Genomic DNA, 25,507 nt, shown 5'->3' with positions numbered 1-25,507 from the left:
TCCCTGTTCAGGAGCTGCACATGAGCACGCCAACCCACACCCGTATTCGCATGTTCAACACCAAAGACACCTACCCGAACCAGACCCTGGACAACGACCTCTGCCAGGCCGTCCGTGCCGGCAACACCGTGTATGTGCGGGGCCAGGTCGGCACAGACTTCGACGGCAATCTGGTGGGCCTCGGCGATCCTCGCGCGCAGGCCGAACAGGCCATGCGCAACGTCAAGCAACTGCTGGAAGAAGCCGGCAGCGACATGAGTCACATCGTCAAGACCACCACGTACCTGATCGACCCGCGTTATCGCGAGGCGGTGTATGGGGAAGTCGGCAAGTGGCTCAAAGGGGTGTTTCCGATTTCGACCGGGTTGGTGGTGTCAGCGTTGGGGCAACCGCAGTGGTTGATGGAGATTGATGTGATTGCAGTAATTCCGCAGTAAAGACCGCGGCGCGGCCATCGCGAGCAAGCGTTGCTCCCTCAGCTAGTCACTCTGGGATTGCCACTGTGGGAGCACAGCTTGCTCGCGATGAGGCCAGCTCAGACACCACCCTAAAAAAGGCCAACCAAGGAGCCCCCCATGACCTTCTCCATCGCCGCCCGCTGCCCCGAAACCGGCCAGTTCGGCATCGCCATCAGCTCCTCCAGCATCGCTGTCGGCGCCCGTTGCCCCTGGCTGCTGCCGGGTGTCGGTGCCGTCTCGACACAGAACATCACCCTGCCCTCCCTCGGCCCGGAAACCCTGGCCCTGATGGAACAGGGGCTGGCGCCCGCAGAAGCCCTGGACAAGGTGCTGACGCGCAACGGCTACAGCCAGTACCGGCAAATCACCGCCATCGACCACCTGGGGCGCACCGCCCATTTCAGCGGCAGCGAAACCCTCGGCAAGCACACTGCAGTGTCCGGTGAGCAATGCGTCGCTGCCGGTAACATGCTCGCGGACCGTTCGGTGATCGAGGCCATGGTCAGCGCATTTGAACACGGTGAAGGACAACTGGCAGACCGCCTGATCACCGCCATGAACGCCGCGATCGAAGCAGGCGGTGAAGCCGGTCCGGTGCATTCCGCAGCGCTGGTGGTGGTCGGTGAACTGACCTGGCCGATCATCAACCTGCGGGTCGATTGGGCTGACGAAGCGCCGATCGCGCAACTGGAAAAGCTCTGGGAAGCCTACCGTCCCCAGGTCCAGGACTACATCGACCGCGCACTGGCCCCCGACAGGTCCCCAGGCTATGGCGTCGCCGGAGATGATCGATGAGTCACAGCATCGACCTGCTCAAAACCCTGGTGGCGTTCGACACCACGAGCCGCGAATCCAACCTGCAGCTGATCGAGTTCGTGCGCGACTACCTGGCGAATTTTTCAGTGCCCTGCGAGCTGATCTACAACGAGCAGCGCAGCAAGGCCAATCTGTTCGCCAGCATCGGCCCGGCGGATGTGCCGGGCATCGTCCTCTCCGGCCACACCGATGTGGTGCCGGTCGACGGCCAGCCGTGGACCCTGCCGCCGTTTGCGCTGACCGAGCGCGACGGCAAGCTCTACGGTCGTGGCACCGCAGACATGAAAGGCTACATCGCCTGCGTGCTCGCCCTGGTGCCGGCGCTGGTGCAGGCGGATCTGCGCATGCCGGTGCACATTGCCCTGTCCTACGATGAAGAAGTCGGCTGCCTGGGTGTTCGCTCGTTGCTCAAGGCGCTGCAGCAGCGCCCGGTCAAACCCAGGCTGTGCAACATTGGCGAGCCGACCGAGTTGAAACCGGTGCTGGGTCACAAGGGCAAACTGGCGATGCGCTGCGATATCCACGGCGAGGCCTGCCATTCCGCGTATGCGCCGCTCGGGGTCAACGCGATTGAATACGCCGCCGAGTTGATCGGCGAACTGGGACGGATCGGCAGTCGGCTCAAAGCCCCCGAGCATCAGGACGCCCGGTTCGACCCGCCTTTCAGCACCGTGCAGACCGGCGTCATTAGCGGCGGCAAGGCGCTCAACATCGTCCCCGCCGATTGCCGTTTCGACTTTGAGATTCGCGCGCTGCCGGCCCAGGATCCCAGTGAGGTCGCGCAGCAGCTGCAGCGGTACGCCGAGCAGCAACTGCTGCCGCGCATGCGCGCCGTCAGTGAGCACAGTGGTATCAGCTTCAGCGAACTGTCGGCGTACCCGGGATTGGCGACCGACGCGCACAGCGAAGCGGCAGAACTGCTCGCCGCATTCTGCGGCTCCCGCGAGTTCGCCACCGTAGCCTTCGGCACCGAGGGCGGCCTGTTCGACGCCGCTGGCATACCCACCGTCGTCTGCGGCCCGGGCAGCATGGACCAGGGCCACAAACCCGACGAATTCGTCAGCCTCGACCAACTCGCTGGCTGCGATCAAATGCTGCAGCGAATGCTGCTATCCATTTGCAAATAAAGCCCGGCTTGAGCAACTTTCTTCCCTGCAAACATTCCCTGTGGGAGCGTGCTTGCTCCCACAGGTTTACTGCGCCCGCAGACCTACTTTTTTAAGGTCTGTAGCAACAAACTTACTAATTTATCTATCCCGAGCCTTTGCACATGATCACTTCAACAAGAAATGCGCCGTCCGTGCCGGCGCTCACCGAAGTACGTCCACGTACTCATCCTTGCCTTGGAGTTCGTCATGGCTACCCCTGCAGCAGCATCCTCCGCTCCGCTGATTGAAAAACACACGATAGGATACGTGCCCCCCGAAGATCGCCACGGAAAGGTCAGGGATCTGTTCACGCTCTGGTTCGGCGGCAACATCGCGCCGTTGCCCATCGTTACCGGTGCGCTGGGCGTGCAGTTGTTTCACTTGAATCTGGTCTGGGGCATCGTCGCGATTCTTGTCGGCCACCTGGTGGGCGGCGTGTTGATGGCGCTGCACTCCGCGCAAGGCCCGCAGATGGGCATTCCGCAAATGATCCAGAGCCGCGCGCAGTTCGGCTCCCTCGGCGCCCTGCTGGTGGTGCTGATTGCCGGCGTCATGTACATCGGCTTCTTCGCCTCCAACATCGTCCTCGCCGGCAAGTCGTTGCACGGCGTGGTCGACAGCGTTCCGGTGCCGGTCGGTATCGTCATCGGCGCCATCGGTTCGGGGATCATCGGCATCATCGGCTACCGGTTCATCCACGTGCTCAATCGCATCGGCACCTGGGTGCTCGGGGCCGGCATCGTGCTGGGTTTCGGCTACATCTTCACCCACGTGCAGACCGCCGATTTCCTCACCCGCGGCAGTTTCAACATCTCCGGCTGGCTGGCAACCGTATCCCTGGCCGCGCTCTGGCAGATCGCCTTCGCGCCCTATGTCTCCGACTACTCGCGCTACCTGCCGGCCAACGTGCCGGTAGCCGCCACGTTCTGGACCACCTACCTGGGCACCGTGCTCGGCTCCAGCCTGTCGTTTATCTTCGGCGCCGTGGCTGTGCTGGCCACGCCCGCAGGCATGGACACCATGGACGCGGTCAAACTCGCCACCGGCTCCATCGGCCCGCTGATGCTGGTGCTGTTCCTGCTCAGCGTGATCAGCCACAACGCCCTCAACCTCTACGGCGCGGTGCTGTCGCTGATCACCCTGGTGCAGACCTTCGCTTACCGCTGGATCCCCACCGCCAAGAGCCGCGCGGTGATCTCGGTCATTGTGTTGCTGGCCTGCTGCTTTGCTGCGGTAGGCGCGTCGAAGGACTTCATCGGCCACTTCGTCGACATGGTGCTGGTGCTGCTTGTGGTGCTGGTGCCGTGGACCGCGATCAACCTGATCGACTTCTACGCGATTCACCAAGGCAAGTACGACATCAACTCGATCTTCCAGGTGGATGGCGGAATCTACGGCCGCTACAACCCGCAGGCACTGCTGGCCTACGCAATCGGCATCGTGGTGCAGATTCCGTTCATGAACACGCCGCTGTATGTAGGGCCGATTTCCGAGCACATCAATGGCGCGGACTTATCATGGCTGGTCGGCCTGCTGATCACTTCGCCGCTCTACTACTGGCTGGCCAATCGCGACAGCGCCTACAAGCGCCGTCTTTCCACCGGCAAACTGGCCAACTCGAACTAACCCGCACCGCTGGCTCCCTGTGGGCGCGAGCCCTGCTCGCGATGGGTCCGTGACAGCCATTAACTGCCACGACGGGACGCTGGTGGAGCTCTGTACAGCAATAAAATGAACCCTGAGCGCCCCTGCCCGCCTAACTGAAGGACTATCAGGAGGTGGCTTATGCAAATCGAAACGATCTGGATCGTACTCGCGGCAGTTCTGGTGCTGGTCGAGTTGTGGGCGATTAATCGGGTGCGTAAAGCCGAGGGCAAGTCGAGTAACAAGCTGGTGTGGATTGTGGTGATCGTCTTTGTACCACTGTTCGGATTGCTGGCATGGGCCATGGCCGGACCCAAGCACACGGCCCGCAACCCGCATTCACCACAGGCCAGGCAGTAAAGCCGGCGACACTCGCCTATAAATCAAAAAAAGCCCCGACGATTCGGGGCTTCGTTATTTCAACTGACATACACCTCCCGTAGGAGCTGCCGAAGGCTGCGATCTTTTGATCTTGGCGTTCGAAAATCGCGTAGGAAATCTACTCCTGCCGCAAGAATCAAACAGCGTGGCTTGGAACCGCCTGTGACAGAGCGAGCTGCGGACGCAGCCTTCGCCACCTGCTGCAGCCCGCAGTGATATCAGAAGTTGGCCGGGGTGTTGGCGCTGATGATTTCCGCTTCATCCTGGCCAATATTGCGGAAGCGGTGCGGCAGCGTCGTCGGGAAGTAATAGCCATCGCCCGCATTGAGCACGCTGATCTGGCCATCGACGGTCAACTCGACCGTGCCGCGCGTCACCAGCCCACACTCCTCGCCTTCCGAATGCACGATGGGCTCCTCCCCCGAGCTCGCCCCAGGTGCGTACTGCTCGCGCAACAGGCGCATCTGCCGACTCGGCACCGATGCACCGATCAGCAGCAGCCGCAGCCCGTGACGGCCGAGATCCGGCTGTTCGCTGGCGCGGAAGACGTATTGGTGCTCGCGGGGCGGCTGGTCGAAGGTGAAGAAGTCCGCCAGGGACATGGGGATGCCTTCGAGCAGTTTTTTCAGGGAACTGACGGAGGGACTGACGCGATTCTGTTCGATCAGGGAGATGGTCGCGTTGGTGACGCCGCTACGCCGCGCCAGCTCGCGCTGGGAGAGTTTGTAGCTTTCGCGTACTAGTTTGAGTCGTGAGCCCGTGTCCATGACAGCCTTATGCGAGGAAAACTTAAGGGTTATGGGGGTGGATGGCGGGCGACTTGTGGCCGCGAAGGTACCGCTTCCCTGTCCCGGAGATTTGAAAGTCGGGTATTAAATCACGTTTGGGGGTGTTGCTGTAGGAGCGAGCTCGCTCGCGAAGAACGTCCAGACAACACGTTCGTGCAGACAACGCGCGTTATCGTTGACGCCCATCGCGAGCGAGCTCACTCCTACAGGGAGGCGCCTGCTTTAGATGCCGAAGCGATCACGCAGCGCGTAGTACGCGGCGCCCATGGCGGTCAGCGGGGCCTGGAAGGTGCGGCCGCCGAGCATGGGCATGTGCGGCAAGGAGGCGAAGGCGTCAAAGCGTTCGGCGTCGCCGCGGATCATTTCCGAGATCAGTTTGCCGGCCAGGTGCGAGCAAGTGACACCGTGGCCGCTGTAGCCTTGCATGTAGTAGGCATTTTTCTCGATGCGACCAAATTGCGGCATGCGCGACATCGTCAGCAGGAAGTTGCCGGTCCAGCGGTAGTCGATCTTCACGTCCTTGAGCTGCGGGAAGGTCTTGAGGATCTTCGGCTTGATCAGTTGTTCGATGTCGTCCGGCTCGCGTGCACCGTAGACCACGCCACCACCGTACAGCAGGCGGTTATCAGCGGTCAGGCGGTAGTAGTCGAGCAGGTAGTTGCAGTCTTCAACGCAGTAGTTGTTCTTGATCAGGCTGCGCGCCACCTGTTCGGACAACGGCTCGGTGACGACGATTTGCGAACCGCACGGCATGCTTTTACTGGTCACTCGATTGTCGAGGCCCTGCGGCAGGTAGGCGTTGCCGGCGATCAGCAGGTACTTGGCACGGACCAGGCCTTTGGCCGTGCGTACGACGTTTGGCTCGCCGTATTTGATTTCCACCGCAGCGGATTGCTCGTAGATCTTGCCGCCCAGACGCACGATGGCTGCTGCTTCACCCAGTGCCAGATTCAGCGGATGAACGTGGCCGCCCTGCAGGTCGAGCAGGCCGCCCACGTATGCATCGGAGCCGACTTCGCGACGGATGTCGGCTGCGTCGAGCATCTTCAGATTGCGGTTGCCATAACGTTCCCAGCTGCGCTTCTGCTCGGCCAGACCGTTGAGTTGTTTCTTGTTCATCGCTGCAAAGATACCGCCCGGGCGATAGTCGCACTTGATGTCGTAATGCTGTATGCGCTGGCGAATGATGTCGGCGCCTTCGAAGATCATGCTGCCGAGCACTTCGGCGGTCTTGTCGCCGTAGCGCTCTTCGATCACGTCGACGTCGCGGCTGTAGGAGTTGACCAGTTGCCCGCCGTTGCGACCACTGGCACCAAAACCGACTTTGGCGGCTTCGAGCACGGTCACGCTGTAGCCCGCCTCGCAGAGGAACAGTGCCGAGGACAAACCGGTGTAGCCGGCGCCGATCACGCAGACGTCGCAGTCCACCGCTTGTTCCAGCACCGGGAAGTCGCCGGTGAAATTGCGGGTGGCGGCGTAGTAGCTGTTTACATGTGTCTGTTTCATAGGTTTCTCCGATGGCCGCTGGCATGTGCCGGCGGCCGTCGCTTTTTTAAGGGTTCAGAGCTTGATCCAGGTCGCTTTCAACTCGGTGTACTTGTCGAACGCGTGCAGCGATTTGTCGCGACCGTTGCCCGACTGTTTGAAACCACCGAACGGTGCGGTCATGTCGCCGCCGTCGTACTGGTTGACCCACACGCTGCCGGCGCGCAGGCCACGGGCGAAGGTGTGCGCCTTGCTGAGGTTGCTGGTCCAGACACCAGCGGCGAGGCCGAAGATGCTGTCGTTGGCGATTTGCAGCGCTTCTTCAGCCGTGTCGAAGGTGATCAGCGACAGTACCGGGCCGAAGATTTCTTCCTGGGCGATGGTCATGGCGTTGGTCACACCGTCGAAAATCGCCGGCTCCACATACAGTCCACCGGTGGCTTCCAGGGTGCGACTGCCGCCCGCGATCAGTTGCGCCCCTGGTCTTTACCGACCTGGATATAACTCAGCACGTTGTCCAGTTGACGCTGATCAACCACGGCGCCGACAGTGGTTTGCGGATCAAGGGCGTGCCCCGGTTTCCAGGCCTGCAGTGCCTCCACCAGTAGCGGAATAAACTGCTCGCGAATCGAGCGTTCCACCAGCAACCTGGAGCCGGCGGTGCAGACTTCGCCCTGGTTGAAGGCGATAGCACCCGCAGCCGCCTGGGCCGCCGCGCGCAGGTCCGGCGCGTCGGCGAACACCACGTTCGGGCTCTTACCGCCCGCTTCGAGCCAGACGCGCTTCATGTTGCTTTGCCCGGAATAGATCAACAGCTGCTTGGCAATCGCGGTGGAGCCGGTGAACGCCAGCACATCGACGTCCATGTGCAACGCCAGGGCCTTGCCGACGGTATGACCGAAGCCCGGCAGTACGTTGAACACGCCTTTGGGGATGCCGGCATCGAGCGCAAGCTGCGCGATGCGGATGGCGGTCAGTGGCGACTTTTCCGAAGGTTTGAGAATGAACGAGTTGCCCGCTGCCAGCGCCGGGGCGAATTTCCAGCTGGCCATGATCAGCGGGAAGTTCCACGGCACGATGGCCGCTACGACGCCGGAGGGTTCGCGAGTGATCAGGCCGAGTTGGTCGTGCGGGGTCGCGGCGACTTCATCGTAAATCTTGTCGATGGCTTCGGCGCTCCAGCGGATCGCGTTGGCGGTCGCCGGGATGTCGATGCTCATCGAATCGCTGATCGGTTTACCCATGTCGAGGGTTTCCAGCAGCGCCAGTTCTTCCTGGTTCTGCAGGATCAGATCGGCGAAGCGAATCAGGATGCGTTTGCGCTCGGCCGGGGCTTTTTTCGCCCAGATGCCGGACTCGAAAGACTGGCGCGCGACTTCAACGGCAAGGTTGGCGTCGGCTTCATCGGTGCTGGCCACGGAGGCGAGGAAACGGCCGTCGACGGGGCTCAGGCATTCGAAAGTGTCGCCACTGATAGCCGGGCGGTATTCACCGTTGATGAACGCGCGGCTTTCGATGGAAAGGGACTGGAAGCGTTGCTCCCAGTCGCTACGGGTGTTTGTCATGGTTGTGACTCGACGCAGGGAATTAGTGATCGCTGGAATGAATCCCCTGTAGGAGCTGCCGAAGGCTGCGATCTTTTGATCTTGTTCTTTTAAAAGCAAAGTCAAAAGATCGCAGCCTTCGGCAGCTCCTACAGGGTTATTCGCCCGCCATCAAAGATGGGTGTTGGCCAATCAAACCGTATGCAGGTACCAGTTGTACTCAAGGTCCGAGATGGAGTTCTCGAACTCGGCCAACTCGCTTTCCTTGCACGCCACGAACACGTCGATGTACAGCGGGTCGATGTAGCGCGCCATGACTTCGCTGTCATCCAACTCGCGCAATGCATCGCGCAAGTTGTTCGGCAGGCTCTGTTCGTTCTGCTCGTAGCTGTTGCCTTCCACCGGTGCGCCCGGTTCGATTTGATTGGTCAGACCGTGGTGAATGCCGGCCAAAACCGACGCCATCAGCAGGTACGGGTTGGCATCAGCGCCGGCAACGCGGTGTTCGATACGCACCGAGTCCGGCGAACCGGTTGGCACCCGTACTGCCACGGTACGGTTGTCGATGCCCCAGCTCGGCGAGTTCGGTACGTAGAACTGCGCGCCGAAGCGACGGTACGAGTTGACGTTCGGGCACAGGAACGCCATTTGCGCAGGCAGGGTCTCCAGCACACCGCCGATCGCGTGACGCAGTGCGGCGTTCTGCTCGGGATCCTCGCTGGCGAAGATGTTGTTGCCTTCTTTGTCCAGAATCGAAATGTGCACGTGCAGACCGTTGCCCGCCTGGCCTGGATACGGCTTGGCCATGAAGGTGGTGTCCATTTCGTGGTCGTAGGCGATGTTCTTCACCAGACGCTTGAGCAGGACGGCGTAGTCGCACGCCTTGATCGGGTCGGAAACGTGATGCAGGTTGACTTCGAACTGCGCCGGGGCGCTTTCCTTGACGATGGCGTCAGCCGGGATGCCCTGCTCTTTCGCACCTTCGAGGATGTCTTGCAGGCAATCGACGTATTCGTCGAGATCGTCGATCAAATAAACCTGAGTCGACACCGGACGCTTGCCGGAGACCGGCGAACGCGGCGACTGCGGACGACCATTAACGTTGTCCTGGTCGATCAGATAGAACTCGAGTTCGAACGCGGCGCAAATGGTCAGGCCGAGATCGTCGAATTTGCGCACAACGTTAGCCAACACTTCACGCGGGTCAGCGAAGAACGGCTGGCCTTCGATCTCGTGCATGGTCATTAACAGTTGTGCAGTTGGGCGCTTTTGCCACGGCTCGATGCTCAGGGTGCCGGGGATTGGGTAGCAGATTCGGTCAGCGTCGCCGATGTCCAGACCCAGGCCGGTGCTTTCCACCGTGGAGCCGTTGATGTCGAGAGCGAAAAGCGAGGCCGGCAGGTTGATGCCTTTCTCGTAAACCTTATGAAGACTGGTGCGTTCGATGCGCTTGCCGCGCACCACACCGTTCATATCCGCAATCAGAAGGTCGACGTACAAAACCTCAGGATATTTCTTAAGGAATGCGTTTGCTTCGTTGAGTTGAACGGTACGCAGAGGGACCGACATGATGCACCTATTTAGCTGTTAATTATTATGTTCACTGCCCTTTCACGTAGCCAGTCAACCCGAACGGCAAAGTGAAGTCAATAGCGAACAGATGGCCGCTCAGGGTTTATTTTTAGGGCTTTTTTTAACACTTGCGTGCCAATACAGGCGCCAGAGCCCCAAGAATCATGAAGATATGATGAACGGCGTTTAGAATTTTTTACATGGCAGTTGTTAATTAAAATCAACGAGGCTAAGCTCCGGAAAAGCTCGTTCAAGTGTCAAACTTCGAGGTGAATAAAAATGGCATTCAAGCCATTGATCGGCGTTACTGCGTGCGTCAAACAGATTGGCCTGCACCCCTATCACATCAGCGGCGACAAGTACTTACGTGCTGTCAGCGTTGGCGCTAATGGGCTGCCAGTGGTCATTCCTTCCCTTGGCAACCTGACTGAAATCGAAGACCTGCTCGGTCAACTCGACGGTCTGTTGCTGACCGGCTCGCCATCGAACGTGGAACCCTTCCACTATCAAGGCCCGGCCAGCGCCCCCGGCACGGATCACGATCCGGCGCGGGATGCCACCACCCTTCCTTTATTACGTGCAGCCATCGCGGCGGGCGTTCCAGTGCTCGGCATTTGCCGTGGCTTCCAGGAAATGAACGTGGCGTTCGGCGGCAGCCTGCACCAAAAGGTGCATGAGCTGCCGGGCATGCTCGATCACCGTGAAGCCGACAGCCCGGACGTGGCCGTGCAATACGCACCGGCCCATGCCGTGACCACCCAGCCGGGCGGTGTGTTCGAAGCACTGCAGTTGCCCGCCGAGTTCATGGTCAATTCGATTCACAGCCAAGGCATTGATCGACTGGCACCCGGGCTGCGCGCCGAAGCGGTTGCGCCGGACGGTTTGATCGAAGCGATTTCGGTGCAGGACAGCCCGGCGTTCGCGCTCGGGGTGCAGTGGCATCCGGAGTGGCAGGTGCTGGCGAATCCGCCTTATTTGAATATTTTCCAGGCGTTTGGCAACGCGTGCCGGCAACGGGCTGTGCTGCGTAACACTCGCTGACCTGAAATCAACTCTTTACTGCCCCCGTGAGTCTGCGGGTGCGTCTTTACGCACCCGTGACTGGTGAAACAACACACTGCGATAACAACAAGTACGACCCAGGCAGCCAGGATGGCGGCGCCGAACAAGCCAGGGCCGATGGGGTATCCCCGTAGGAGCTGCCGAAGGCTGCGATCTTTTGATTTTGTTTTTTAAGATCAAGATCAAAAGATCGCAGCCTTCGGCAGCTCCTACAGGGTCGCCATCAGCTGACAGCCCAGGCTTGCAATCCACTTAAGCCCGGCCACATTGGCCGCGCGACTGAAACCTGTTGGGAGTTTCACATGGCAAACGCCTCCAGCACTTACAGGAAGGCACTTGAAGGTCATCAGCAACCGAAAAAGGTGTTGGTGAAAGTCGATCGTGTCACCAAGAAGTTCGACGAAACCACGGCAGTGGACGATGTGTCCCTGGAGATCCATCAGGGTGAAATCTTCGCCCTGCTCGGCGGCTCCGGTTCGGGCAAATCGACCCTGCTACGCATGCTCGCCGGTTTCGAACGGCCGACTGAAGGGCGGATTCTGCTCGACGGCGTGGACATCACCGACATGCCGCCGTACGAGCGGCCGATCAACATGATGTTCCAGTCCTACGCGCTGTTCCCACACATGACCGTCGCGCAGAACATCGCCTTCGGCTTGAAACAGGATCGTTTGCCGGCCAGCGAAATCGACGCTCGTGTCGATGAGATGCTGCGTCTGGTGCACATGACCCAATACGCCAAACGCAAGCCGCATCAACTTTCTGGCGGCCAGCGTCAGCGCGTCGCCCTCGCCCGCTCGCTGGCCAAACGTCCGAAGCTGTTGCTGCTCGACGAGCCAATGGGCGCCCTGGATAAAAAGCTGCGTTCGCAGATGCAACTGGAGTTGGTGCAAATCATCGAGCGCGTCGGCGTGACCTGCGTGATGGTGACCCACGACCAGGAAGAGGCCATGACCATGGCCGAACGCATTGCGATCATGCACCTGGGCTGGATTGCGCAAATCGGCAGCCCGATCGACATCTATGAAGCGCCCGTCAGCCGCATGGTCTGCGAGTTCATCGGCAACGTGAACGCCTTCGATGGCACCGTGGTGGAGGACCTCGAAGGTCACGCGATTATTCACAGCCCGGACTTGCAACAGAAGATTTACGTCGGCCACGGCGTCAGCACTTCGGTCCAGGACAAGTCGATCACCTACGCCATCCGCCCGGAAAAAATGCTGGTCAGCACCACCCAACCGGAGTTCCGTTACAACTGGTCCAAGGGCAAGGTCCACGACATTGCCTACCTCGGCGGCCACTCGGTGTTCTACGTTGAATTGCCCGGCGGCAAGATCGTGCAGTCGTTCATGGCCAACGCCGAACGCCGTGGCGCGCGGCCGACCTGGGACGACAAGGTCTACGTCTGGTGGGAAGACGACAGCGGCGTGGTACTGCGCTCATGAAAACTTTCAATCAGCAATTCCTGCGCTTGGTGCCCAGCGGGCGAAAACTGGTCATCGGCATTCCGTTCCTGTGGTTGTGCCTGTTCTTCCTGTTGCCGTTCTTTCTGGTGATGAAGATCAGCTTCTCGGAAGCGGCCCTGGCCATTCCGCCGTACTCGGAGATCTACACCTTCGCCGAGCAGAAATTCCAGCTGCTGCTCAACCTTGGCAACTACTCGTTGCTGACCCAGGACGAGCTGTACATCTCGGCCTACTTCGGTTCGCTCAAGGTGGCGTTCCTGAGCACCCTGATGTGCCTGGTGATCGGTTTTCCGATGGCCTACGCGATCACCAAGACCGGCAAGGAAACGCAAAACGTCCTGCTGCTGTTGATCATGATGCCAACCTGGACCGCGATCCTGATCCGCGTTTACGCGTGGATGGGCATCCTCAGCAACAACGGTCTGCTCAACGCGTTTCTGATGTGGACGGGGCTGACCGATCACCCGATCGAGATCCTCAACACCAACAGCGCCGTGTATATCGGCGTGGTGTATGCCTACCTGCCGTTCATGGTGTTGCCGCTCTATGCCAACCTCGTGAAGCACGACGGCAGCCTGCTGGAAGCCGCGTCGGATCTGGGTTCGAGCAACTTCAACAACTTCTGGAAAATCACCGTGCCGCTGGCCAAGAACGGCATTATTGCCGGTTGCATGCTGGTGTTCATCCCGGTGGTGGGTGAGTTCGTGATTCCGGAACTGCTGGGTGGCCCGGAAACGCTGATGATCGGTCGCGTGCTGTGGCAAGAGTTCTTCAATAACCGCGACTGGCCGGTGGCGTCCGCGCTGGCGGTAGTGATGCTGTTGATCCTGATCGTGCCGATTCTGCTGTTCAACCGCAGCCAGGCCAAAGAGATGGAGGCACGGGGATGAAACGCTTCGGTTTTTCCAAGTTCATGCTGATCTTCGGTTTGATGTTCATTTATCTGCCGATGCTGATTCTGGTGATCTACTCGTTCAACGCCTCGAAATTGGTAACGGTGTGGGGCGGCTGGTCGGTGAAGTGGTACGTCGGTTTGCTCGACAACACGCAACTGATGGGCTCGGTGGTGCGCTCGCTGGAAATCGCCTGCTACACGGCAATTGCGGCGGTGGCACTGGGTACGCTGGCGGCATTCGTGCTGACTCGCGTTACACGCTTCAAGGGTCGCACGCTGTTTGGTGGCCTGGTGACGGCGCCGTTGGTGATGCCGGAAGTGATTACCGGCCTGTCGCTGTTGCTGCTGTTCGTGGCGATGGCGCAACTGATCGGCTGGCCGCAGGAACGTGGCATTGTCACCATCTGGATCGCCCACACCACGTTTTGTGCCGCCTATGTGGCGGTGGTAGTCTCCGCCCGCCTGCGTGAGCTGGACCTGTCGATTGAAGAAGCGGCGATGGATCTCGGTGCGAAGCCGTTCAAGGTGTTTTTCCTGATCACCATTCCGATGATCGCGCCGTCGCTGGCGGCGGGCGGGATGATGTCGTTCGCCTTGTCGCTGGATGACCTGGTGTTGGCGAGCTTCGTGTCTGGTCCGGGGTCTACGACTTTGCCGATGGAAGTGTTCTCGGCGGTGCGTCTGGGCGTGAAGCCTGAGATCAACGCGGTCGCGAGCCTGATTCTGCTGGCGGTGTCGCTGGTGACCTTCCTGGTCTGGTACTTCGGCCGCCGGGCAGAAGCCAACCGCAAACGCGCGATCCAGGAAGCGATGGACCAGACGGCCAGCGAGTCGTGGCAGCCTGGTAAGCGAATGGCGGGTGCCACCGCTTGATGTAGGAGCTGCGGCACGCTGCGATCTTTTGATCTTGCTTTTTTAAAATCAAAAGATCGCAGCCTCGTTTCACTCGACAGCTCCTACAGGGTCCGGCGGGGTCCGAGAGGGTCCGGCGGGGTCCTGCGGAGTGACGGGGACGTCGGCGGACGGTTTTAGGTTGATTGCAATGTTGCTTTGCGTACTTGAATAAGAAGAATGGAGTTGTACCGATGAAAATGTTTGGCAGGACTCTGCTGACACTGTCCTTAATGGGCGCAATGGTCATGGGCGCCCAAGCCAACGACAAAGTGCTGCGTGTTTATAACTGGTCCGATTACATCGCCCCGGACACCGTCAAGAAGTTCGAAGACGAGACCGGCATCCGCGTGACCTACGATGTCTTCGACAGCAACGAAACCCTTGAGGCGCGGTTGCTGGCGGGCAAATCCGGCTACGACCTGGTCGTGCCATCCAACAGTTTCCTGGCCAAACAGATCAAGGCCGGCGTCTATCAGACGCTGGACAAATCGAAGCTGCCGAACTGGAAGAATCTCAACCCGGTGCTGCTGAAAAACGCCGCCGCCAGTGATCCGGACAACGCTCACGCGTTCCCGTACATGTGGGGCTCGATCGGCATCGGCTTTAACCCGCAGAAGGTCAAGGAAGTGCTCGGCGCCAATGCCCCGACCAATTCCTGGGACTTGCTGTTCAAACCGGAAAACGCCGAGAAGCTGAAAGCATGTGGCATCAGTTTCCTCGATTCGCCGACCGAAATGATCCCGGCCGCCCTGCACTATCTGGGCTATCCGGTGAGCGACAAGGACCCGGCGCACATCAAGGAAGCCGAAGCGCTGTTCATGAAAATCCGCCCGAACGTGGCGTACTTCCATTCCTCGAAGTACATCTCGGATCTCGCCAACGGCAATATCTGTGTGGCGGTCGGCTACTCCGGCGACGTGCTGCAGGCCAAGGCCCGCGCCGTGGAATCGGGTAACGACGTGAAGATCGACTACAGCATTCCCAAGGAAGGCGCCGGCAGCTTTTACGACATGGTCGCCATCCCGCGCGATGCCGCCAACGTCGACAACGCGTACCTGTTCATGGATTTCCTGATGCGCCCGGACATCATCGCCGAGATCACCAACAGCAACGGCTACAGCAACGCCAACTCGGCGGCCACGCCATTGGTGGATGAAGCGATCCGCAACGACCCGGGCTCGTACCCGTCGCAAGCGGTGATGGCGACGCTGTATGCAGTGCCGGATCAGCCGATTGCCACTCAGCGGATCATGACCCGCGGCTGGACCCGGGTAAAACTCGGCAAGTAACACGACTGCTCGCGTAGGAGCTGCCACAGGCTGCGATCTTTTGATCTTGATAAGAGCACAACAGATCAAAAGATCGCAGCCTTCGGCAGCTCCTACGGGTATCTGCGGCAAAAATTTTCCGTTCCGGCAGCGCCTCACCACCGCTGCATTTCTTTCATGAAGAACGGCATCACCTGGCTCCCTCGGCTCAGGTGAACTTCAGGCGCCCTCGGGCGCCTTTTTATGCGCCGCCGAACGGCCAGTCGGCCAGCGCCCGATAACGCCCCTTGTGGGACTCAAACAAAACGAATCGATCAGCCCGCAGAAAAAACGCCGGCGGCGTCTCCGACTCGGGCTCTTGCCCCCGGTAATCGCGCATCAGCGTCAGGTGCGGGCGGAACTCCTTCGGCGCATTCTCCAGTCCGAACGGCAGCATCGCCTGTTCCAGCCCATACACCAGGCGCAGCAACGGCGCAGGTGCCTGCTCCGACGCCAGCACCAGCGCGCCGGCCCGGCGCCAGGCATCCAGGCGATCAAGTTCAACCCGCAGGGGCTCATCCGGCACCGCAACCTTGCCAGCCGCCGTGCAGATCTCGGCGATCTGCGCCACGCTGACCGAACCGAGAAACAGCAGCGTCAGGTGAAAATTTTCCGCTGGCACCGGGCGCCCGGTCCTCAATTGCAGCGCGCTGCGCCATTGGGCGATGGCCTTGCGCTGGGCAGGTGCACAGTCCAGGGCGAAAAACAGCCGCTTGGTCGGCTCGTGGGCTTCGTCGCTCATGCCTGGCAGCTCCTGATAGGCAAGTTATAGTTCAGACAACCCCATCAACGGGAGCGGGTCATGCGAGAGATCATCAGCAAGGAACCCTGGTGGGCAATGCCACCGCGGCCGGGTCAGGACGAGTCCGAGCTGGACTGGGGATGGCTGGTCCACTATAGCGAAGGTGAACCGCGTTTTGAGTTTATCAAAGAGCGCCCTACGGACATCGAGATCCGCAACCGCAAGAGCTGCAGGATCACCCCGTCGGCGGAGTGACCCTGCGCCGGGCCTCAGGCCTGCACGATCATGTTAAATCCGCCGAACACCATGCGCTGGCCGTCGAACGGCATCGGGTTGACGTCCGGCTGCATGCGCGGGTCGGACATAAGCTTGTTCATGCCGGCATCGCGGGTGGCCTTGTCCGGCCAGACGATCCAGGAAAACACCACGGTTTCGTCCTCCTTGAGTTTCACCGCCATGGGGAACGACGTGACCTTGCCGTCGGGCACGTCATCACCCCAGCATTCAACAACGCTCAAGGCACCGTTTTCCTTGAAAATGACCGCGGCCGACTCGGCGTGCTTCCTGAATTTTTCACGATTGGCGGTGGGTACTGCAGCGATCAAGCCATCAACGTAAGACATGGTTATTCTCCTGCCGGGGGTAGAGGGTCGAGCTGCTGGCTAGTCGATTCCGTCGGGCTCCAGTCGACAGCTGCGCCTTGGGATCCGACCGACGGCTGTTCGACCCTCCCGCCAAGGTTCCCCTCCACCTGCCCCGCCATGTACAAGGTGCCGGCCATCACTCCGGTCGTCGGGTTCTGCACCAGCTTCTGCCAGGCCTTGTCGAAGGTGTTGCCCAGGCTATTGCGGATCAGCGCCTCGCTGTCGGGGCGGTCGTTGGCCCGGATGATTGCGCGTATGCCCGCCACCCCCACCGTGATCAAGCCTCCCGCCAGCTTGCCGGCGGCTGCGGCCACGGCACTGGCGGCGCCGCGCGGGGCCATTTCGGCCTCCATGCGTTGACTGGCACGCTTGGCCACGGGCGCCATGGCCGTGTCAGTCGAACCCACGCCCTTGTCGCCACCGGCGACGTGAATTTTTTCGATCAGCGCCGAATACGCCGGCAGCGTATTGAGGTCGGTGTGAATGACCTGGTAAAGCGAAGCGTCCCGCGCCGCCGGTGGGCCCAGGGCAATGGCCGGGATCTTGTTGGCGCGGGCGTTGAGCTGGTCCATGGGCACGCGATGACGCTGGGCAATCACCTGCAGCTGCTGGCCCATGAGCTGCACGTAGAACTCGGTGGCCTGATGCAGAATCGCATCCGGGTCGACCTCGACGGCCACCGGCGCCAGCACCCTTTCCTGGTATTCATCAAGCAGGTACTGCGCGAGGCGCTTGGCCGAGGCGTCCTGCTCTCCCTTGGCGCTGATGGTGTACCAGCTGACCTTCATCGACATCCATTCCTGGGTCCAGTAGCTGCTGAACCACGGGATGAAATTTTCTTCAGTTTGCTCATAGACACGAATGCGCCAATGTTCCATCGAGCCACGGGCGAACAGCTTGACCTGCTCGGTGGCCGAGCGGGAAGCCGCCACAATCTCTCGATCCACCTGTTGCCAGGTGGCCTGCGCCACGATGATCGGGGGTTGTCTGACAGGCGCGCGCTCAGGCGTGGCGCATCCCGCCACGACCAACAGCACGGCGACGATCAGCGAACGCAGGTTCAAGGTCGCGGCTTCCTGACAAACGCGAGGCCAAACAGGATGCTCGGCGCTCGCAGGGACTGTGGTTTGAGTATAGGCGGCGGTGGCGTGCGCCTTCAGATCGTTTTTACTTTCAGCACCGCCATCGCGGGCAACCCTAATCGTCGCACCGCCGCTCCCACAGGGGTTGATGGCGAACGCAGCAGTTGTGTACGGCGGACATCCCTGTGGGAGCCGGGCTTGCCCGCGAGGGCGTCGGTCAGTACACCGCCAAGACCGACCATCATTCCCATCGATAACCACCATCGCGGCGAATGCCTTCCGCAAAAATTTCGTCAGCGTAGGATCAATCCCATCAAGCCATCACCCCATACCGGAGGGGCCCATCATGTTGATTCATCTCCTGACCTGCCTGGCCCTGACGGCCGTCACGCTGAGCATTTTTTCCTGGCTCGTATTGTCCGAGGAGCAACCGTCATGATCCACCCCGTCACCCTCTCCGTGAGCTTTCCGGTGTTTGGCAATAACTACTATTCCCAGCAAGTGGTATCGCGCAAAGTGTTCGCGCTGGTGTTCGACAAACAGTTTGAAGACCTGCTGATGCCGGCCGCCGCCAATCACTTCAGTAACGAAGTGGTCGGCCTGAACGACCAGTTCCGCTTTCTCAACGACGTGCTGGCCGACCACCTGCTCAACCGCGCCACTACCGCGCAGCCGGCACGGCCTTCGCACCACGCTCGGGGGGTAGTGCGCTGATCGTTCAGGGCTGGCCCGGTGTCGCCAGATTGGCCAGTGACTCCTGGCTCGAACACACTTCCCGCATACAAGCGCGCAACCAGCGATGCACCGGGTCGGCATCCAGACGTGGGTGCCAAAGCATCGCGATCGTCAAGGGCGGAAGATCGACGGGCAGTTCAAAAGCATGCATGTCCGCCCGCAGATTGGCGGTGTGACGCTCCGGCACGCTGGCGATCAAGTCACTCTCCCGGGCCAGCACCAGTGCGGTGCCGAACCCGGCAACGCTCGTCGAAATCCGCCGCACCAGACCCATCGCTTCAAGGGCCTGGTCGATCGCCCCCTTTCCTCTGCGCGCCGCGAAACAGCGACGTGGCTGCCCGACGCGTAGCGAACCGGCGTGACTGTGCCCCGGGATAATGGGTGACCGGCCCTCACCACACCGATAATACGGTCGTGAAAGAGCCCTTGGGTGCGCAACTCCGGGCTCGCGGATTTGCCTACCACGCCGGTCTCCAGGTCCACGATGCCATCGCGCAGCGCCATGCTCTGCTTGTTGTTCTTGTGCACAAAGCACAGGCGTATTCCCGGAGCTTGTTCGGCCACACGGGCGATCAGCCGGGCGCCGAAATTCTCGACGAAACCCTCGCGGGTGCGCAGCGTGAATGTGCGCGTCACATGTGCCAGGTCGGGCTGCTCCGCCGGGCGCAACACCGCTTCGGCCTCCTGCACCAACTGACTGACGCGTTCACGTAACTGCAATGCCCGCGGTGTGGCCACGAGACCGCGCCCCGCCCTCACCAACAACGGGTCACCGGTGGTCGCGCGCAGTCGCGCCAGGGCCCGGCTCATAGCCGAGGGGCTGAGGCGCAAACGCTTGGCCGCCTTGGCAACACTGCCTTCGGCAAGCAGCACATCGAGGGTCACCAGCAAATTCAGGTCGGGAGTGCCCATTACATGCCTCGCGATGGTGGAAGATGGCGTCTGGTGCAGGTATCAAGTGCATCCTGTGCGCCTTCCGCCATGTTAGTCCAGGGCGTAGATTTCTGACAGCCGCCCAATCCGGGGCTGTCCGAGCCCGAGGTTCACCATGAAGCCGACGATGACCGTTGCCCAGCCCTCCGCGCCCATTGCCTTGGCGTTGCTCAGCCTGTCCCTGTCCATGTTACTGGCCGCACTCGGCACCAGCATCGTCAATGTAGGCCTACCGACATTAGCCGAAGCGTTCGATGCATCCTTTCAACAGGTGCAATGGGTGCTGATTGCTTATCTGTTAGCCATTACCACGCTGATCGTCAGCGTCGGCCGGCTCGGCGACAAGCTGGGTCGGCGGCGACTGCTGCTCAGCGGCATTGCGCTGTTCACATTTGCCTCGGCCCTGTGCGGCCTGGCACCCAGCCTGGGAGTGCTGATTGGCGCCCGGGCGCTGCAAGGCCTGGCTGCAGCGATCATGATGGCGTTGACCATGGCGCTGGTCGGTGAGTCCGTCCCCAAGGCCAGCACCGGAAGTGCCATGGGGCTGCTGGGGACCATGTCCGCAGTGGGCACCGCGATGGGACCTTCGTTGGGCGGCCTGTTGATCGATGGTTTCGGCTGGCGGGCGATGTTCCTGGTCACTGTGCCGCTGGGGCTGCTCACCTGGCTGCTGGCGTACCGCCATCTGCCTGCTGCGGCACCAACCCCCAAGGTGCCATCCGCGGGCTTCGACAGTCTGGGTACTGCGCTGCTGGCATTGACGCTGGGGGCCTATGCACTGGCCATGACACTCGGGCACGGCAGCTTCGGATGGCTCAATGGCGCGCTGTTGCTCGGCGCCTTGTTAGGGCTTGGCCTGTTCATCCATGTCGAGGCCCGCGCCGCATCACCTTTAATCTCCCTGAACATTTTCCGCGACCGGCACTTGAGCGCCAGCCTGGTCATGAGCGCGCTGGTCACCACCGTGATGATGGCGACACTGGTGGTTGGGCCTTTTTACCTGGCCCAGGGCTTGGGACTGGAGACGCTGCGGGTGGGGTTGGTACTGTCCGTCGGGCCAGTGGTGGCGGCGCTGACAAGTGTGCCGGCCGGCCGCGTTGTCGACCGCTTCGGCGCCCGTCGCATAACGTTCGCCGGCCTTGGTGCAATGGTGCTCGGTTGCCTGGGATTGTCGGCCCTCCCGCTGGGGTCTGGCATCGTGGGCTATGTGGCGCCGATGATGGTGGTAACACTGGGTTATGCGCTGTTCCAGACGGCCAACAACACCGGGGTGATGGCCCAGGTTACCCAGGATAACCGGGGAGTGATTGCCGGCTTGCTGAATTTGTCGCGCAACCTGGGACTTGTCACCGGAGCGTCGGTTCTGGGAGCGGTATTCGCCATGGCCTCAACTGCTGCGACGCACAACCTGGCGCACCCCCAGGCAGTTGCCAGCGGGATGCGCATCACCTTTGCGGTTGCCCTGGTGCTGGTGGGTATGGCATTGGTGATTGCGCTGGTGAATCGATCGCGGTGAAACCTCCCTGGGTTGGTGCTCAGATCGTGCTCAGATTCATCCTGCTGCCCTTTCCCGGAACCCCTTCATGCAATGCTGACTGGATCACCGAATACACTCTATTGGCCTCTGCGGTGGTGATCGACCTCGAACAATTGCGCAACACCACACGCAGCAGCACGCTCTCCTGGCCCGGCAGTATGCCCAGCCGTTCAATTGCATGAGGTGGCAACTGGGCATATTTCCAGCGATTCTTGAGCTGGACCTCCTCAATCCAGCCAGAGCACTTGCCGGCAGCCAGGCAAATGCGTTCGGTCAACACCTCCTCACTCAGCCCTGGCGTGACCCCCAGCGAAACATCCCGGGCAATCGCCGGCGAACGTGACACGGGCACCCACGGCTTGAGGTCGTGCATCTGCGCCTGGACTTGCTCGTTCTGGTCGCGCAACAGGCGAATATCCGCGATGCCCTTGCGCAACATGGTCAGGCGATCCAGGCCCATGCCCAAGGCTAATCCGCCGTGGCGCAGCGGATCGATACCCAGTCGCTGCAACAACGATTCGGCGATGAGACCGCACTCCAGGACCTCGACCGGAATGCGCTCATTCAACACGCTTACTTCGATTCCACCCTCGGTGTAATGATGCCGACTGTCGGTGAAGATCCAGGATTTTTCCGGTACCGCCGATTGCATGACATCGTCGACCAGGCGCAGCAGATGTTCTCGAGTCGACATCGACGGATCGCCCAATACCCAGATGTCCATCTGGTGCGGCTGCGCGCAATGCCAGCGATCGCGACTGTCGCGCCGGAACGTGATCCCCGGCGCGGCCAGCAGGATCGTTTCCCCGGCTGGCGCAATGCCGCCACTCGCTGCAGCGCGGCGGGAATCTGGCTGGTGGTTTGCGTGCGCAGCAGCGAGAACTCATCCACCCAGCAGGTGTGCGCACTGCCGAGCCTGACTTCTGCGGGATCGTAACCGAGCAGACCGTAGTTATCTTCGGCAGAGACAATCCTCGGACCGGTCAACTCCTGCGCCACGGGCCAGCCCTTCGCCGCCAGCCCCCGAGGACCTCGTCGACCAGCAGTCGCACGGCGTGGTCGGGGCTACCTTTTCGGTCAGATCGACCTGGGTCAGGGCTTGGTGGACGGCGGCATACGCCAGGAATTTCTTGGGTGCTTGCACTAGGTGATCCTCTATCGACAGTCGTCCCCGGCCTCCTCTGAACAATGAAGCCTGCGGGTTAACGTAACGACACGAGGTGACCTGTCACAACCGAAAAAAGCGCAAAAAAGCATTTTCAGAATGGCGCTACAGACGCGTCCTACCGACGAGGTCCTGCTGACCGCCCCCCTGGAGCGGGCTTGCTCCGGGCGGCGTTCCGACAAAGAGGCCGTGACATCCGACATCAACATCACCTGCCCCGCCACCCATCACATCACCTGATTGCGCCCATTATGCTTGGCCCGGTACAGCGCATCGTCAGCGCGGACCAACAGGCTGTCGAGGGTGTCGTCGGGCCGGGCCAAGGCGGTACCGAATGACGCCGTGATGGTGTCCAGCAGCTTGCCATCGCCGCGGGTCTTGATGCGCAGGGACTGGATCTTCAGCCGCAGTTGCTCGGCGAAGGCCCGGGCGGTGGCGTGGTCGGGGCATTGCTCCAGCACCACGCAGAACTCTTCGCCGCCATATCGCGCGGCATGGGCATGGGCCGGCAAGGCGTTGCGCAGGGTTTGCGCGACATGCTGCAGCACCCGGTCGCCCAGGGGGTGACCATACTGGTCGTTGAACTGCTTGAAGTGGTCAATATCCAGGATGACCAACGCGAGCCCTTGCGATGGCCTGGCCAACGCCTGTTCCAGAACGTGCGTGAGCGCTGCACGGTTGAGCAGTTCGGTCAGGCCGTCGAGGGTCGCAGCCAGTTGTGCGCGCTGGAGCTTGTCGCGCAGGCTCTTGATCTCGTCCTGGGCGCTGTGCAGCTGGGACAGGAAGCGCTCCTGCTGACTCTGCATCAGCCGGGTACTTTGCTGCAGTTCGCTGAGGATATCCGGCAAGCGCTCGTCGGCGGGCGCCTCGAGCATGTCCAGGCAGTGACCCAGACTGGTCTGGAAACTGCGATTACCCTCCACACTGCGCGACACGTTTCGCGCCATGTCATCGACCAGATTGATGGCCTGCTGTTGACCCGCCCGCGCCACTTCCAGCTCGTCACGAATGATGTAGTCGCGAAACAGCTTCGAGGCGGACTCCGGCGGAAACTGCGGGAAGTCCTCCAGCACCTTGTCCAGCTGGCGGTTGAGCTCCGGCACCTGGCCTTTGCTGTAGGTGTACCAAAGCGCGTAGTGCACCGGGTTAGGCGGGATGTTGTGACGAACCATCAGGGGGACGGCCTGCTTGAGCAGCGCCGCAGCTTCGCGGGAGTCTTCCGGGTACAGCGCTAGAACAGTCGCTCGCGTCTCTGTTTGGCTCATAACGTCACTGTAGTTATTCATCATTGGCAAATAGAAAACCAGCGGAGCATAACCGTCCGTCCGAAGCACGCATAGCCACTGGCCATAATTCACCGCGAAAAAAGACGGGTTTACGCTGGCGCCGTACACCCAAACAAGGGCTAGGCTTTTCCAGTGAATCGGATTGCTCAACGGCTGCGCTTTCCCAGCTGTCGCGCACATCAACCATGACAAGCGCGGGCCAGGTCTGCTAAAACGTTTCATCTGCGCATCAGCCAATCCAGACGGGGTAGCGACATGACCACAGCAAACATCCTTGGCAACCTCTTCCCTTCTGTCAGCGACATCCCGGAAAAATACCGCCTCGACGGTCAGGTCGAGCAACGCGAATACCTCGTCGATGGCGAACTGAAAACCTGGGACGGCCCGCTCGCCACGGTGCGCAGCCCGGTTTATCTGAAGGGTGACAATGGCGACGAACAAGTGATCCTCGGCAGCACGCCGCTGCTCGATGCCGACACCGCCCTCACCGCTCTCGACGCCGCCGTGCGTGCCTACGATCGCGGCCAGGGCCTGTGGCCGACCATGCGCGTAGCCGAACGTATCCAGCACGTCGAAGCCTTCCTCGGCCGCATGCGCCAGCAACGCGACGCCGTGGTCAAACTGCTGATGTGGGAAATTGGCAAGAATCTGAAGGACTCGGAAAAAGAGTTCGATCGCACCTGCGACTACATCGTCGACACCATCAATGCCCTGAAAGAACTCGACCGTCGCTCCAGCCGTTTCGAGCTGGAACAGGACACCCTCGGGCAGATCCGCCGTGTACCGCTCGGCGTCGCCCTGTGCATGGGCCCTTACAACTACCCCCTGAACGAGACCTTCACCACGCTGATTCCGGCCCTGATCATGGGCAACACCGTGGTGTTCAAACCGGCCAAACTCGGCGTGCTGTTGATCCGTCCGTTGCTGGAGGCGTTCCGCGACAGCTTCCCGGCCGGGGTGATCAACGTGATCTACGGCAGCGGTCGCGAAACCGTCAGCGCGCTGATGGCCAGCGGCAAGATCGACATCTTCGCCTTCATCGGCACCAACAAAGCCGCCAGCGACCTGAAGAAGCTGCACCCGAAACCGCACCGTTTGCGCGCCGCACTGGGCCTGGATGCGAAAAACCCCGGCATCGTTTTGCCGGAGGTCGATCTCGACAACGCCGTCAGCGAAGCGGTCACCGGCTCGCTGTCATTCAACGGTCAGCGCTGCACGGCGCTGAAAATCCTCTTTGTGCATGAAGACGTCGTCGACAGCTTCATCGAGAAATTCAACGCCAAACTGGCCACGCTGAAACCGGGTATGCCGTGGGACAGCGGTGTGTCACTGACGCCATTGCCGGAGTCGGGCAAGGTCGATTACCTGCATGGCCTGGTCGCGGACGCGCGCAGCAAAGGCGCCAGCGTGGTCAATCCCAACGGCGGTGAAACCCGCGCGTCCTTCTTCTACCCGGCGGTGTTGTACCCGGTGACGCCGCAGATGCGTGTCTACCAGGAAGAACAGTTCGGGCCGGTGGTGCCGATCGTGCCGTACCGTCATCTGGATACGGTGATCGACTACGTACTGGAATCGGATTTCGGCCAGCAGCTGAGCATCTTCGGCACCAACCCGGTGGCGGTGGGCCGGCTGGTCGACACCTTTGCCAACCAGGTCGGCCGGATCAACCTCAACGCCCAGTGCCAGAGAGGACCGGACACCTACCCGTTCAACGGCCGCAAGAATTCTGCAGAAGGCACGTTGTCGGTGCATGATGCCCTGCGGGTGTTTTCGATCCGCACACTGGTGGCGACCAAGTTCCAGGAAAACAACAAGGAACTCATCAGCGAGATCATCAGCGGGCGCAATTCAAGCTTCCTGACGACCGACTACATCTTCTGAGGACAGCCGATCTGACCCTATTCAGAACGCACCGACTGCCAC

Annotated in this window: 24 protein-coding genes and 2 pseudogenes; 16 read left to right on the top strand and 10 right to left on the bottom strand. The window is 60.9% G+C overall.

The genetic code is table 11. The features are described 5' to 3' along the window. The first annotated feature begins 20 nt into the window (after positions 1-20). The 5 genes from JFT80_RS12370 to JFT80_RS12350 all read left to right on the top strand — a co-directional run bounded on the left by JFT80_RS12370 (position 21) and on the right by JFT80_RS12350 (position 4,426). Complete coding sequence (locus tag JFT80_RS12370) at positions 21-437, top strand: RidA family protein (RefSeq protein ID WP_201148055.1); 417 nt, start codon at positions 21-23, stop codon at positions 435-437. Positions 438-575: 138 nt separating this feature from the next. Further along, positions 576-1,253 carry a DUF1028 domain-containing protein gene (locus JFT80_RS12365; protein ID WP_201148054.1) on the top strand — a complete coding sequence of 226 codons (678 nt, stop codon included), beginning with the start codon at positions 576-578 and terminating at the stop codon, positions 1,251-1,253. Beyond that, positions 1,250-2,401, top strand: a complete 1,152-nt coding sequence (argE, locus tag JFT80_RS12360; protein WP_201148053.1) for an acetylornithine deacetylase — start codon at positions 1,250-1,252, stop codon at positions 2,399-2,401. The genes JFT80_RS12365 and argE overlap by 4 nt, the downstream gene beginning before the upstream one ends. Positions 2,402-2,629: 228 nt before the next feature. Then, a complete protein-coding gene (locus tag JFT80_RS12355) occupies positions 2,630-4,048 on the top strand; it encodes a cytosine permease (protein WP_201148052.1) in 1,419 nt (472 codons plus the stop codon). Between the two features lie 159 nt (positions 4,049-4,207). Next, positions 4,208-4,426 carry a PLD nuclease N-terminal domain-containing protein gene (locus JFT80_RS12350; RefSeq protein ID WP_201148051.1) on the top strand — a complete coding sequence of 73 codons (219 nt, stop codon included), beginning with the start codon at positions 4,208-4,210 and terminating at the stop codon, positions 4,424-4,426. 239 nt (positions 4,427-4,665) lie between these two features. On the opposite strand, the gene JFT80_RS12345 is transcribed toward JFT80_RS12350, so the two are convergent. From JFT80_RS12345 to JFT80_RS12330, 4 genes and pseudogenes are all read right to left on the bottom strand, one after another. Further along, a complete protein-coding gene (locus tag JFT80_RS12345) occupies positions 4,666-5,214 on the bottom strand; it encodes a cupin domain-containing protein (RefSeq protein WP_045057658.1) in 549 nt (182 codons plus the stop codon). 243 nt (positions 5,215-5,457) lie between these two features. Then, positions 5,458-6,741, bottom strand: coding sequence for an FAD-binding oxidoreductase (locus JFT80_RS12340; RefSeq protein WP_201148050.1), 1,284 nt, complete (start codon positions 6,739-6,741; stop codon positions 5,458-5,460). 54 nt (positions 6,742-6,795) lie between these two features. Then, positions 6,796-8,285, bottom strand: a pseudogene (locus JFT80_RS12335) (aldehyde dehydrogenase). A gap of 171 nt (positions 8,286-8,456) precedes the next feature. Further along, positions 8,457-9,833 carry a glutamine synthetase family protein gene (locus tag JFT80_RS12330; protein WP_201148049.1) on the bottom strand — a complete coding sequence of 459 codons (1,377 nt, stop codon included), beginning with the start codon at positions 9,831-9,833 and terminating at the stop codon, positions 8,457-8,459. Between the two features lie 282 nt (positions 9,834-10,115). On the opposite strand from JFT80_RS12330, the gene JFT80_RS12325 reads away from it, so the two are divergent. The 5 genes from JFT80_RS12325 (at position 10,116) to JFT80_RS12305 (ending at position 15,442) form a co-directional block, all read left to right on the top strand. Continuing rightward, on the top strand, positions 10,116-10,877 hold the full coding sequence (locus tag JFT80_RS12325; protein ID WP_201148048.1) for a gamma-glutamyl-gamma-aminobutyrate hydrolase family protein: 762 nt from the start codon (positions 10,116-10,118) through the stop codon (positions 10,875-10,877). Positions 10,878-11,200: 323 nt separating this feature from the next. Beyond that, positions 11,201-12,343, top strand: a complete 1,143-nt coding sequence (locus JFT80_RS12320; protein WP_201148047.1) for an ABC transporter ATP-binding protein — start codon at positions 11,201-11,203, stop codon at positions 12,341-12,343. A 29-nt stretch (positions 12,344-12,372) separates the two neighbouring features. Continuing rightward, positions 12,373-13,254, top strand: a complete 882-nt coding sequence (locus JFT80_RS12315; RefSeq protein WP_201148057.1) for an ABC transporter permease subunit — start codon at positions 12,373-12,375, stop codon at positions 13,252-13,254. After that, on the top strand, positions 13,251-14,132 hold the full coding sequence (locus tag JFT80_RS12310) for an ABC transporter permease subunit (RefSeq protein WP_201148046.1): 882 nt from the start codon (positions 13,251-13,253) through the stop codon (positions 14,130-14,132). Before JFT80_RS12315 ends, JFT80_RS12310 begins: the two co-directional genes overlap by 4 nt. A gap of 212 nt (positions 14,133-14,344) precedes the next feature. Then, positions 14,345-15,442, top strand: a complete 1,098-nt coding sequence (locus JFT80_RS12305; RefSeq protein WP_201148045.1) for a polyamine ABC transporter substrate-binding protein — start codon at positions 14,345-14,347, stop codon at positions 15,440-15,442. Between the two features lie 220 nt (positions 15,443-15,662). On the opposite strand, the gene thpR is transcribed toward JFT80_RS12305, so the two are convergent. After that, the gene (gene thpR, locus JFT80_RS12300) at positions 15,663-16,202 is read right to left on the bottom strand and encodes an RNA 2',3'-cyclic phosphodiesterase (protein WP_122839550.1); all 540 of its coding nucleotides are present in this window, start codon (positions 16,200-16,202) and stop codon (positions 15,663-15,665) included. Positions 16,203-16,262: 60 nt separating this feature from the next. Here thpR and JFT80_RS12295 point away from each other — a divergent pair, with 60 nt between their 5' ends. Then, positions 16,263-16,457 carry a hypothetical protein gene (locus JFT80_RS12295; RefSeq protein ID WP_045057648.1) on the top strand — a complete coding sequence of 65 codons (195 nt, stop codon included), beginning with the start codon at positions 16,263-16,265 and terminating at the stop codon, positions 16,455-16,457. Positions 16,458-16,471: 14 nt separating this feature from the next. Here JFT80_RS12295 and JFT80_RS12290 read toward each other — a convergent pair whose 3' ends face one another. Together JFT80_RS12290 and JFT80_RS12285 are read right to left on the bottom strand one after the other, a co-directional pair. Further along, positions 16,472-16,825, bottom strand: coding sequence for a DUF1428 domain-containing protein (locus tag JFT80_RS12290; protein WP_045057647.1), 354 nt, complete (start codon positions 16,823-16,825; stop codon positions 16,472-16,474). Positions 16,826-16,827: 2 nt separating this feature from the next. Next, on the bottom strand, positions 16,828-17,910 hold the full coding sequence (locus tag JFT80_RS12285) for a hypothetical protein (RefSeq protein WP_201148044.1): 1,083 nt from the start codon (positions 17,908-17,910) through the stop codon (positions 16,828-16,830). Between the two features lie 453 nt (positions 17,911-18,363). Here JFT80_RS12285 and JFT80_RS12280 point away from each other — a divergent pair, with 453 nt between their 5' ends. After that, positions 18,364-18,642: a hypothetical protein gene (locus JFT80_RS12280; protein WP_201148043.1), complete on the top strand. Its 279-nt coding sequence runs from the start codon at positions 18,364-18,366 to the stop codon at positions 18,640-18,642. Positions 18,643-18,646: 4 nt separating this feature from the next. Here the strand turns inward: JFT80_RS12280 and JFT80_RS12275 are convergent. Continuing rightward, positions 18,647-19,575 (bottom strand): annotated as a pseudogene (locus JFT80_RS12275) (LysR family transcriptional regulator). Between the two features lie 136 nt (positions 19,576-19,711). Here JFT80_RS12275 and JFT80_RS12270 point away from each other — a divergent pair. Then, positions 19,712-21,112, top strand: coding sequence for an MFS transporter (locus tag JFT80_RS12270; RefSeq protein ID WP_201148042.1), 1,401 nt, complete (start codon positions 19,712-19,714; stop codon positions 21,110-21,112). A gap of 19 nt (positions 21,113-21,131) precedes the next feature. Here the strand turns inward: JFT80_RS12270 and JFT80_RS12265 are convergent, their stop codons facing one another. Next, a complete protein-coding gene (locus JFT80_RS12265; protein WP_307833083.1) occupies positions 21,132-21,911 on the bottom strand; it encodes a hypothetical protein in 780 nt (259 codons plus the stop codon). On the opposite strand from JFT80_RS12265, the gene JFT80_RS24235 reads away from it, so the two are divergent. Beyond that, on the top strand, positions 21,876-22,070 hold the full coding sequence (locus JFT80_RS24235; protein ID WP_242482913.1) for a hypothetical protein: 195 nt from the start codon (positions 21,876-21,878) through the stop codon (positions 22,068-22,070). The two genes, JFT80_RS12265 and JFT80_RS24235, sit on opposite strands and share 36 nt — an antisense overlap. A 327-nt stretch (positions 22,071-22,397) precedes the next feature. Next, the gene (locus JFT80_RS12260; RefSeq protein ID WP_201148041.1) at positions 22,398-22,538 is read left to right on the top strand and encodes a hypothetical protein; all 141 of its coding nucleotides are present in this window, start codon (positions 22,398-22,400) and stop codon (positions 22,536-22,538) included. Here JFT80_RS12260 and JFT80_RS12255 read toward each other — a convergent pair. Next, positions 22,526-23,563 (bottom strand): GGDEF domain-containing protein, encoded by a 1,038-nt coding sequence (locus JFT80_RS12255; RefSeq protein WP_122839544.1) that lies wholly within the window; start codon positions 23,561-23,563, stop codon positions 22,526-22,528. The genes JFT80_RS12260 and JFT80_RS12255 overlap by 13 nt on opposite strands. A 276-nt stretch (positions 23,564-23,839) precedes the next feature. Here JFT80_RS12255 and JFT80_RS12250 point away from each other — a divergent pair, with 276 nt between their 5' ends. After that, on the top strand, positions 23,840-25,465 hold the full coding sequence (locus JFT80_RS12250) for an NADP-dependent glyceraldehyde-3-phosphate dehydrogenase (protein ID WP_201148040.1): 1,626 nt from the start codon (positions 23,840-23,842) through the stop codon (positions 25,463-25,465). The last annotated feature ends 42 nt before the right edge of the window (positions 25,466-25,507 follow it).

Source organism: Pseudomonas sp. TH10, from assembly GCF_016651255.1.
Taxonomy (GTDB): domain Bacteria; phylum Pseudomonadota; class Gammaproteobacteria; order Pseudomonadales; family Pseudomonadaceae; genus Aquipseudomonas.
This window is presented reverse-complemented; position numbering and strand designations above follow the sequence as displayed.

Bases quoted from the DNA above. Each gene is read 5' to 3' on its own strand.
- JFT80_RS12370 (WP_201148055.1), top strand. From the start codon at position 21: ATGAGCACGCCAACCCACACCCGTATTCGCATGTTCAACACCAAAGAC.
- JFT80_RS12365 (WP_201148054.1), top strand. From the start codon at position 576: ATGACCTTCTCCATCGCCGCCCGCTGCCCCGAAACCGGCCAGTTCGGC.
- argE (WP_201148053.1), top strand. From the start codon at position 1,250: ATGAGTCACAGCATCGACCTGCTCAAAACCCTGGTGGCGTTCGACACC.
- JFT80_RS12355 (WP_201148052.1), top strand. From the start codon at position 2,630: ATGGCTACCCCTGCAGCAGCATCCTCCGCTCCGCTGATTGAAAAACAC.
- JFT80_RS12350 (WP_201148051.1), top strand. From the start codon at position 4,208: ATGCAAATCGAAACGATCTGGATCGTACTCGCGGCAGTTCTGGTGCTG.
- JFT80_RS12345 (WP_045057658.1), bottom strand. From the start codon at position 5,214: ATGGACACGGGCTCACGACTCAAACTAGTACGCGAAAGCTACAAACTC.
- JFT80_RS12340 (WP_201148050.1), bottom strand. From the start codon at position 6,741: ATGAAACAGACACATGTAAACAGCTACTACGCCGCCACCCGCAATTTC.
- JFT80_RS12330 (WP_201148049.1), bottom strand. From the start codon at position 9,833: ATGTCGGTCCCTCTGCGTACCGTTCAACTCAACGAAGCAAACGCATTC.
- JFT80_RS12325 (WP_201148048.1), top strand. From the start codon at position 10,116: ATGGCATTCAAGCCATTGATCGGCGTTACTGCGTGCGTCAAACAGATT.
- JFT80_RS12320 (WP_201148047.1), top strand. From the start codon at position 11,201: ATGGCAAACGCCTCCAGCACTTACAGGAAGGCACTTGAAGGTCATCAG.
- JFT80_RS12310 (WP_201148046.1), top strand. From the start codon at position 13,251: ATGAAACGCTTCGGTTTTTCCAAGTTCATGCTGATCTTCGGTTTGATG.
- JFT80_RS12305 (WP_201148045.1), top strand. From the start codon at position 14,345: ATGAAAATGTTTGGCAGGACTCTGCTGACACTGTCCTTAATGGGCGCA.
- thpR (WP_122839550.1), bottom strand. From the start codon at position 16,202: ATGAGCGACGAAGCCCACGAGCCGACCAAGCGGCTGTTTTTCGCCCTG.
- JFT80_RS12295 (WP_045057648.1), top strand. From the start codon at position 16,263: ATGCGAGAGATCATCAGCAAGGAACCCTGGTGGGCAATGCCACCGCGG.
- JFT80_RS12290 (WP_045057647.1), bottom strand. From the start codon at position 16,825: ATGTCTTACGTTGATGGCTTGATCGCTGCAGTACCCACCGCCAATCGT.
- JFT80_RS12280 (WP_201148043.1), top strand. From the start codon at position 18,364: ATGATCCACCCCGTCACCCTCTCCGTGAGCTTTCCGGTGTTTGGCAAT.
- JFT80_RS12270 (WP_201148042.1), top strand. From the start codon at position 19,712: ATGAAGCCGACGATGACCGTTGCCCAGCCCTCCGCGCCCATTGCCTTG.
- JFT80_RS24235 (WP_242482913.1), top strand. From the start codon at position 21,876: ATGCCAGCGATCGCGACTGTCGCGCCGGAACGTGATCCCCGGCGCGGC.
- JFT80_RS12260 (WP_201148041.1), top strand. From the start codon at position 22,398: ATGGCGCTACAGACGCGTCCTACCGACGAGGTCCTGCTGACCGCCCCC.
- JFT80_RS12255 (WP_122839544.1), bottom strand. From the start codon at position 23,563: ATGAGCCAAACAGAGACGCGAGCGACTGTTCTAGCGCTGTACCCGGAA.
- JFT80_RS12250 (WP_201148040.1), top strand. From the start codon at position 23,840: ATGACCACAGCAAACATCCTTGGCAACCTCTTCCCTTCTGTCAGCGAC.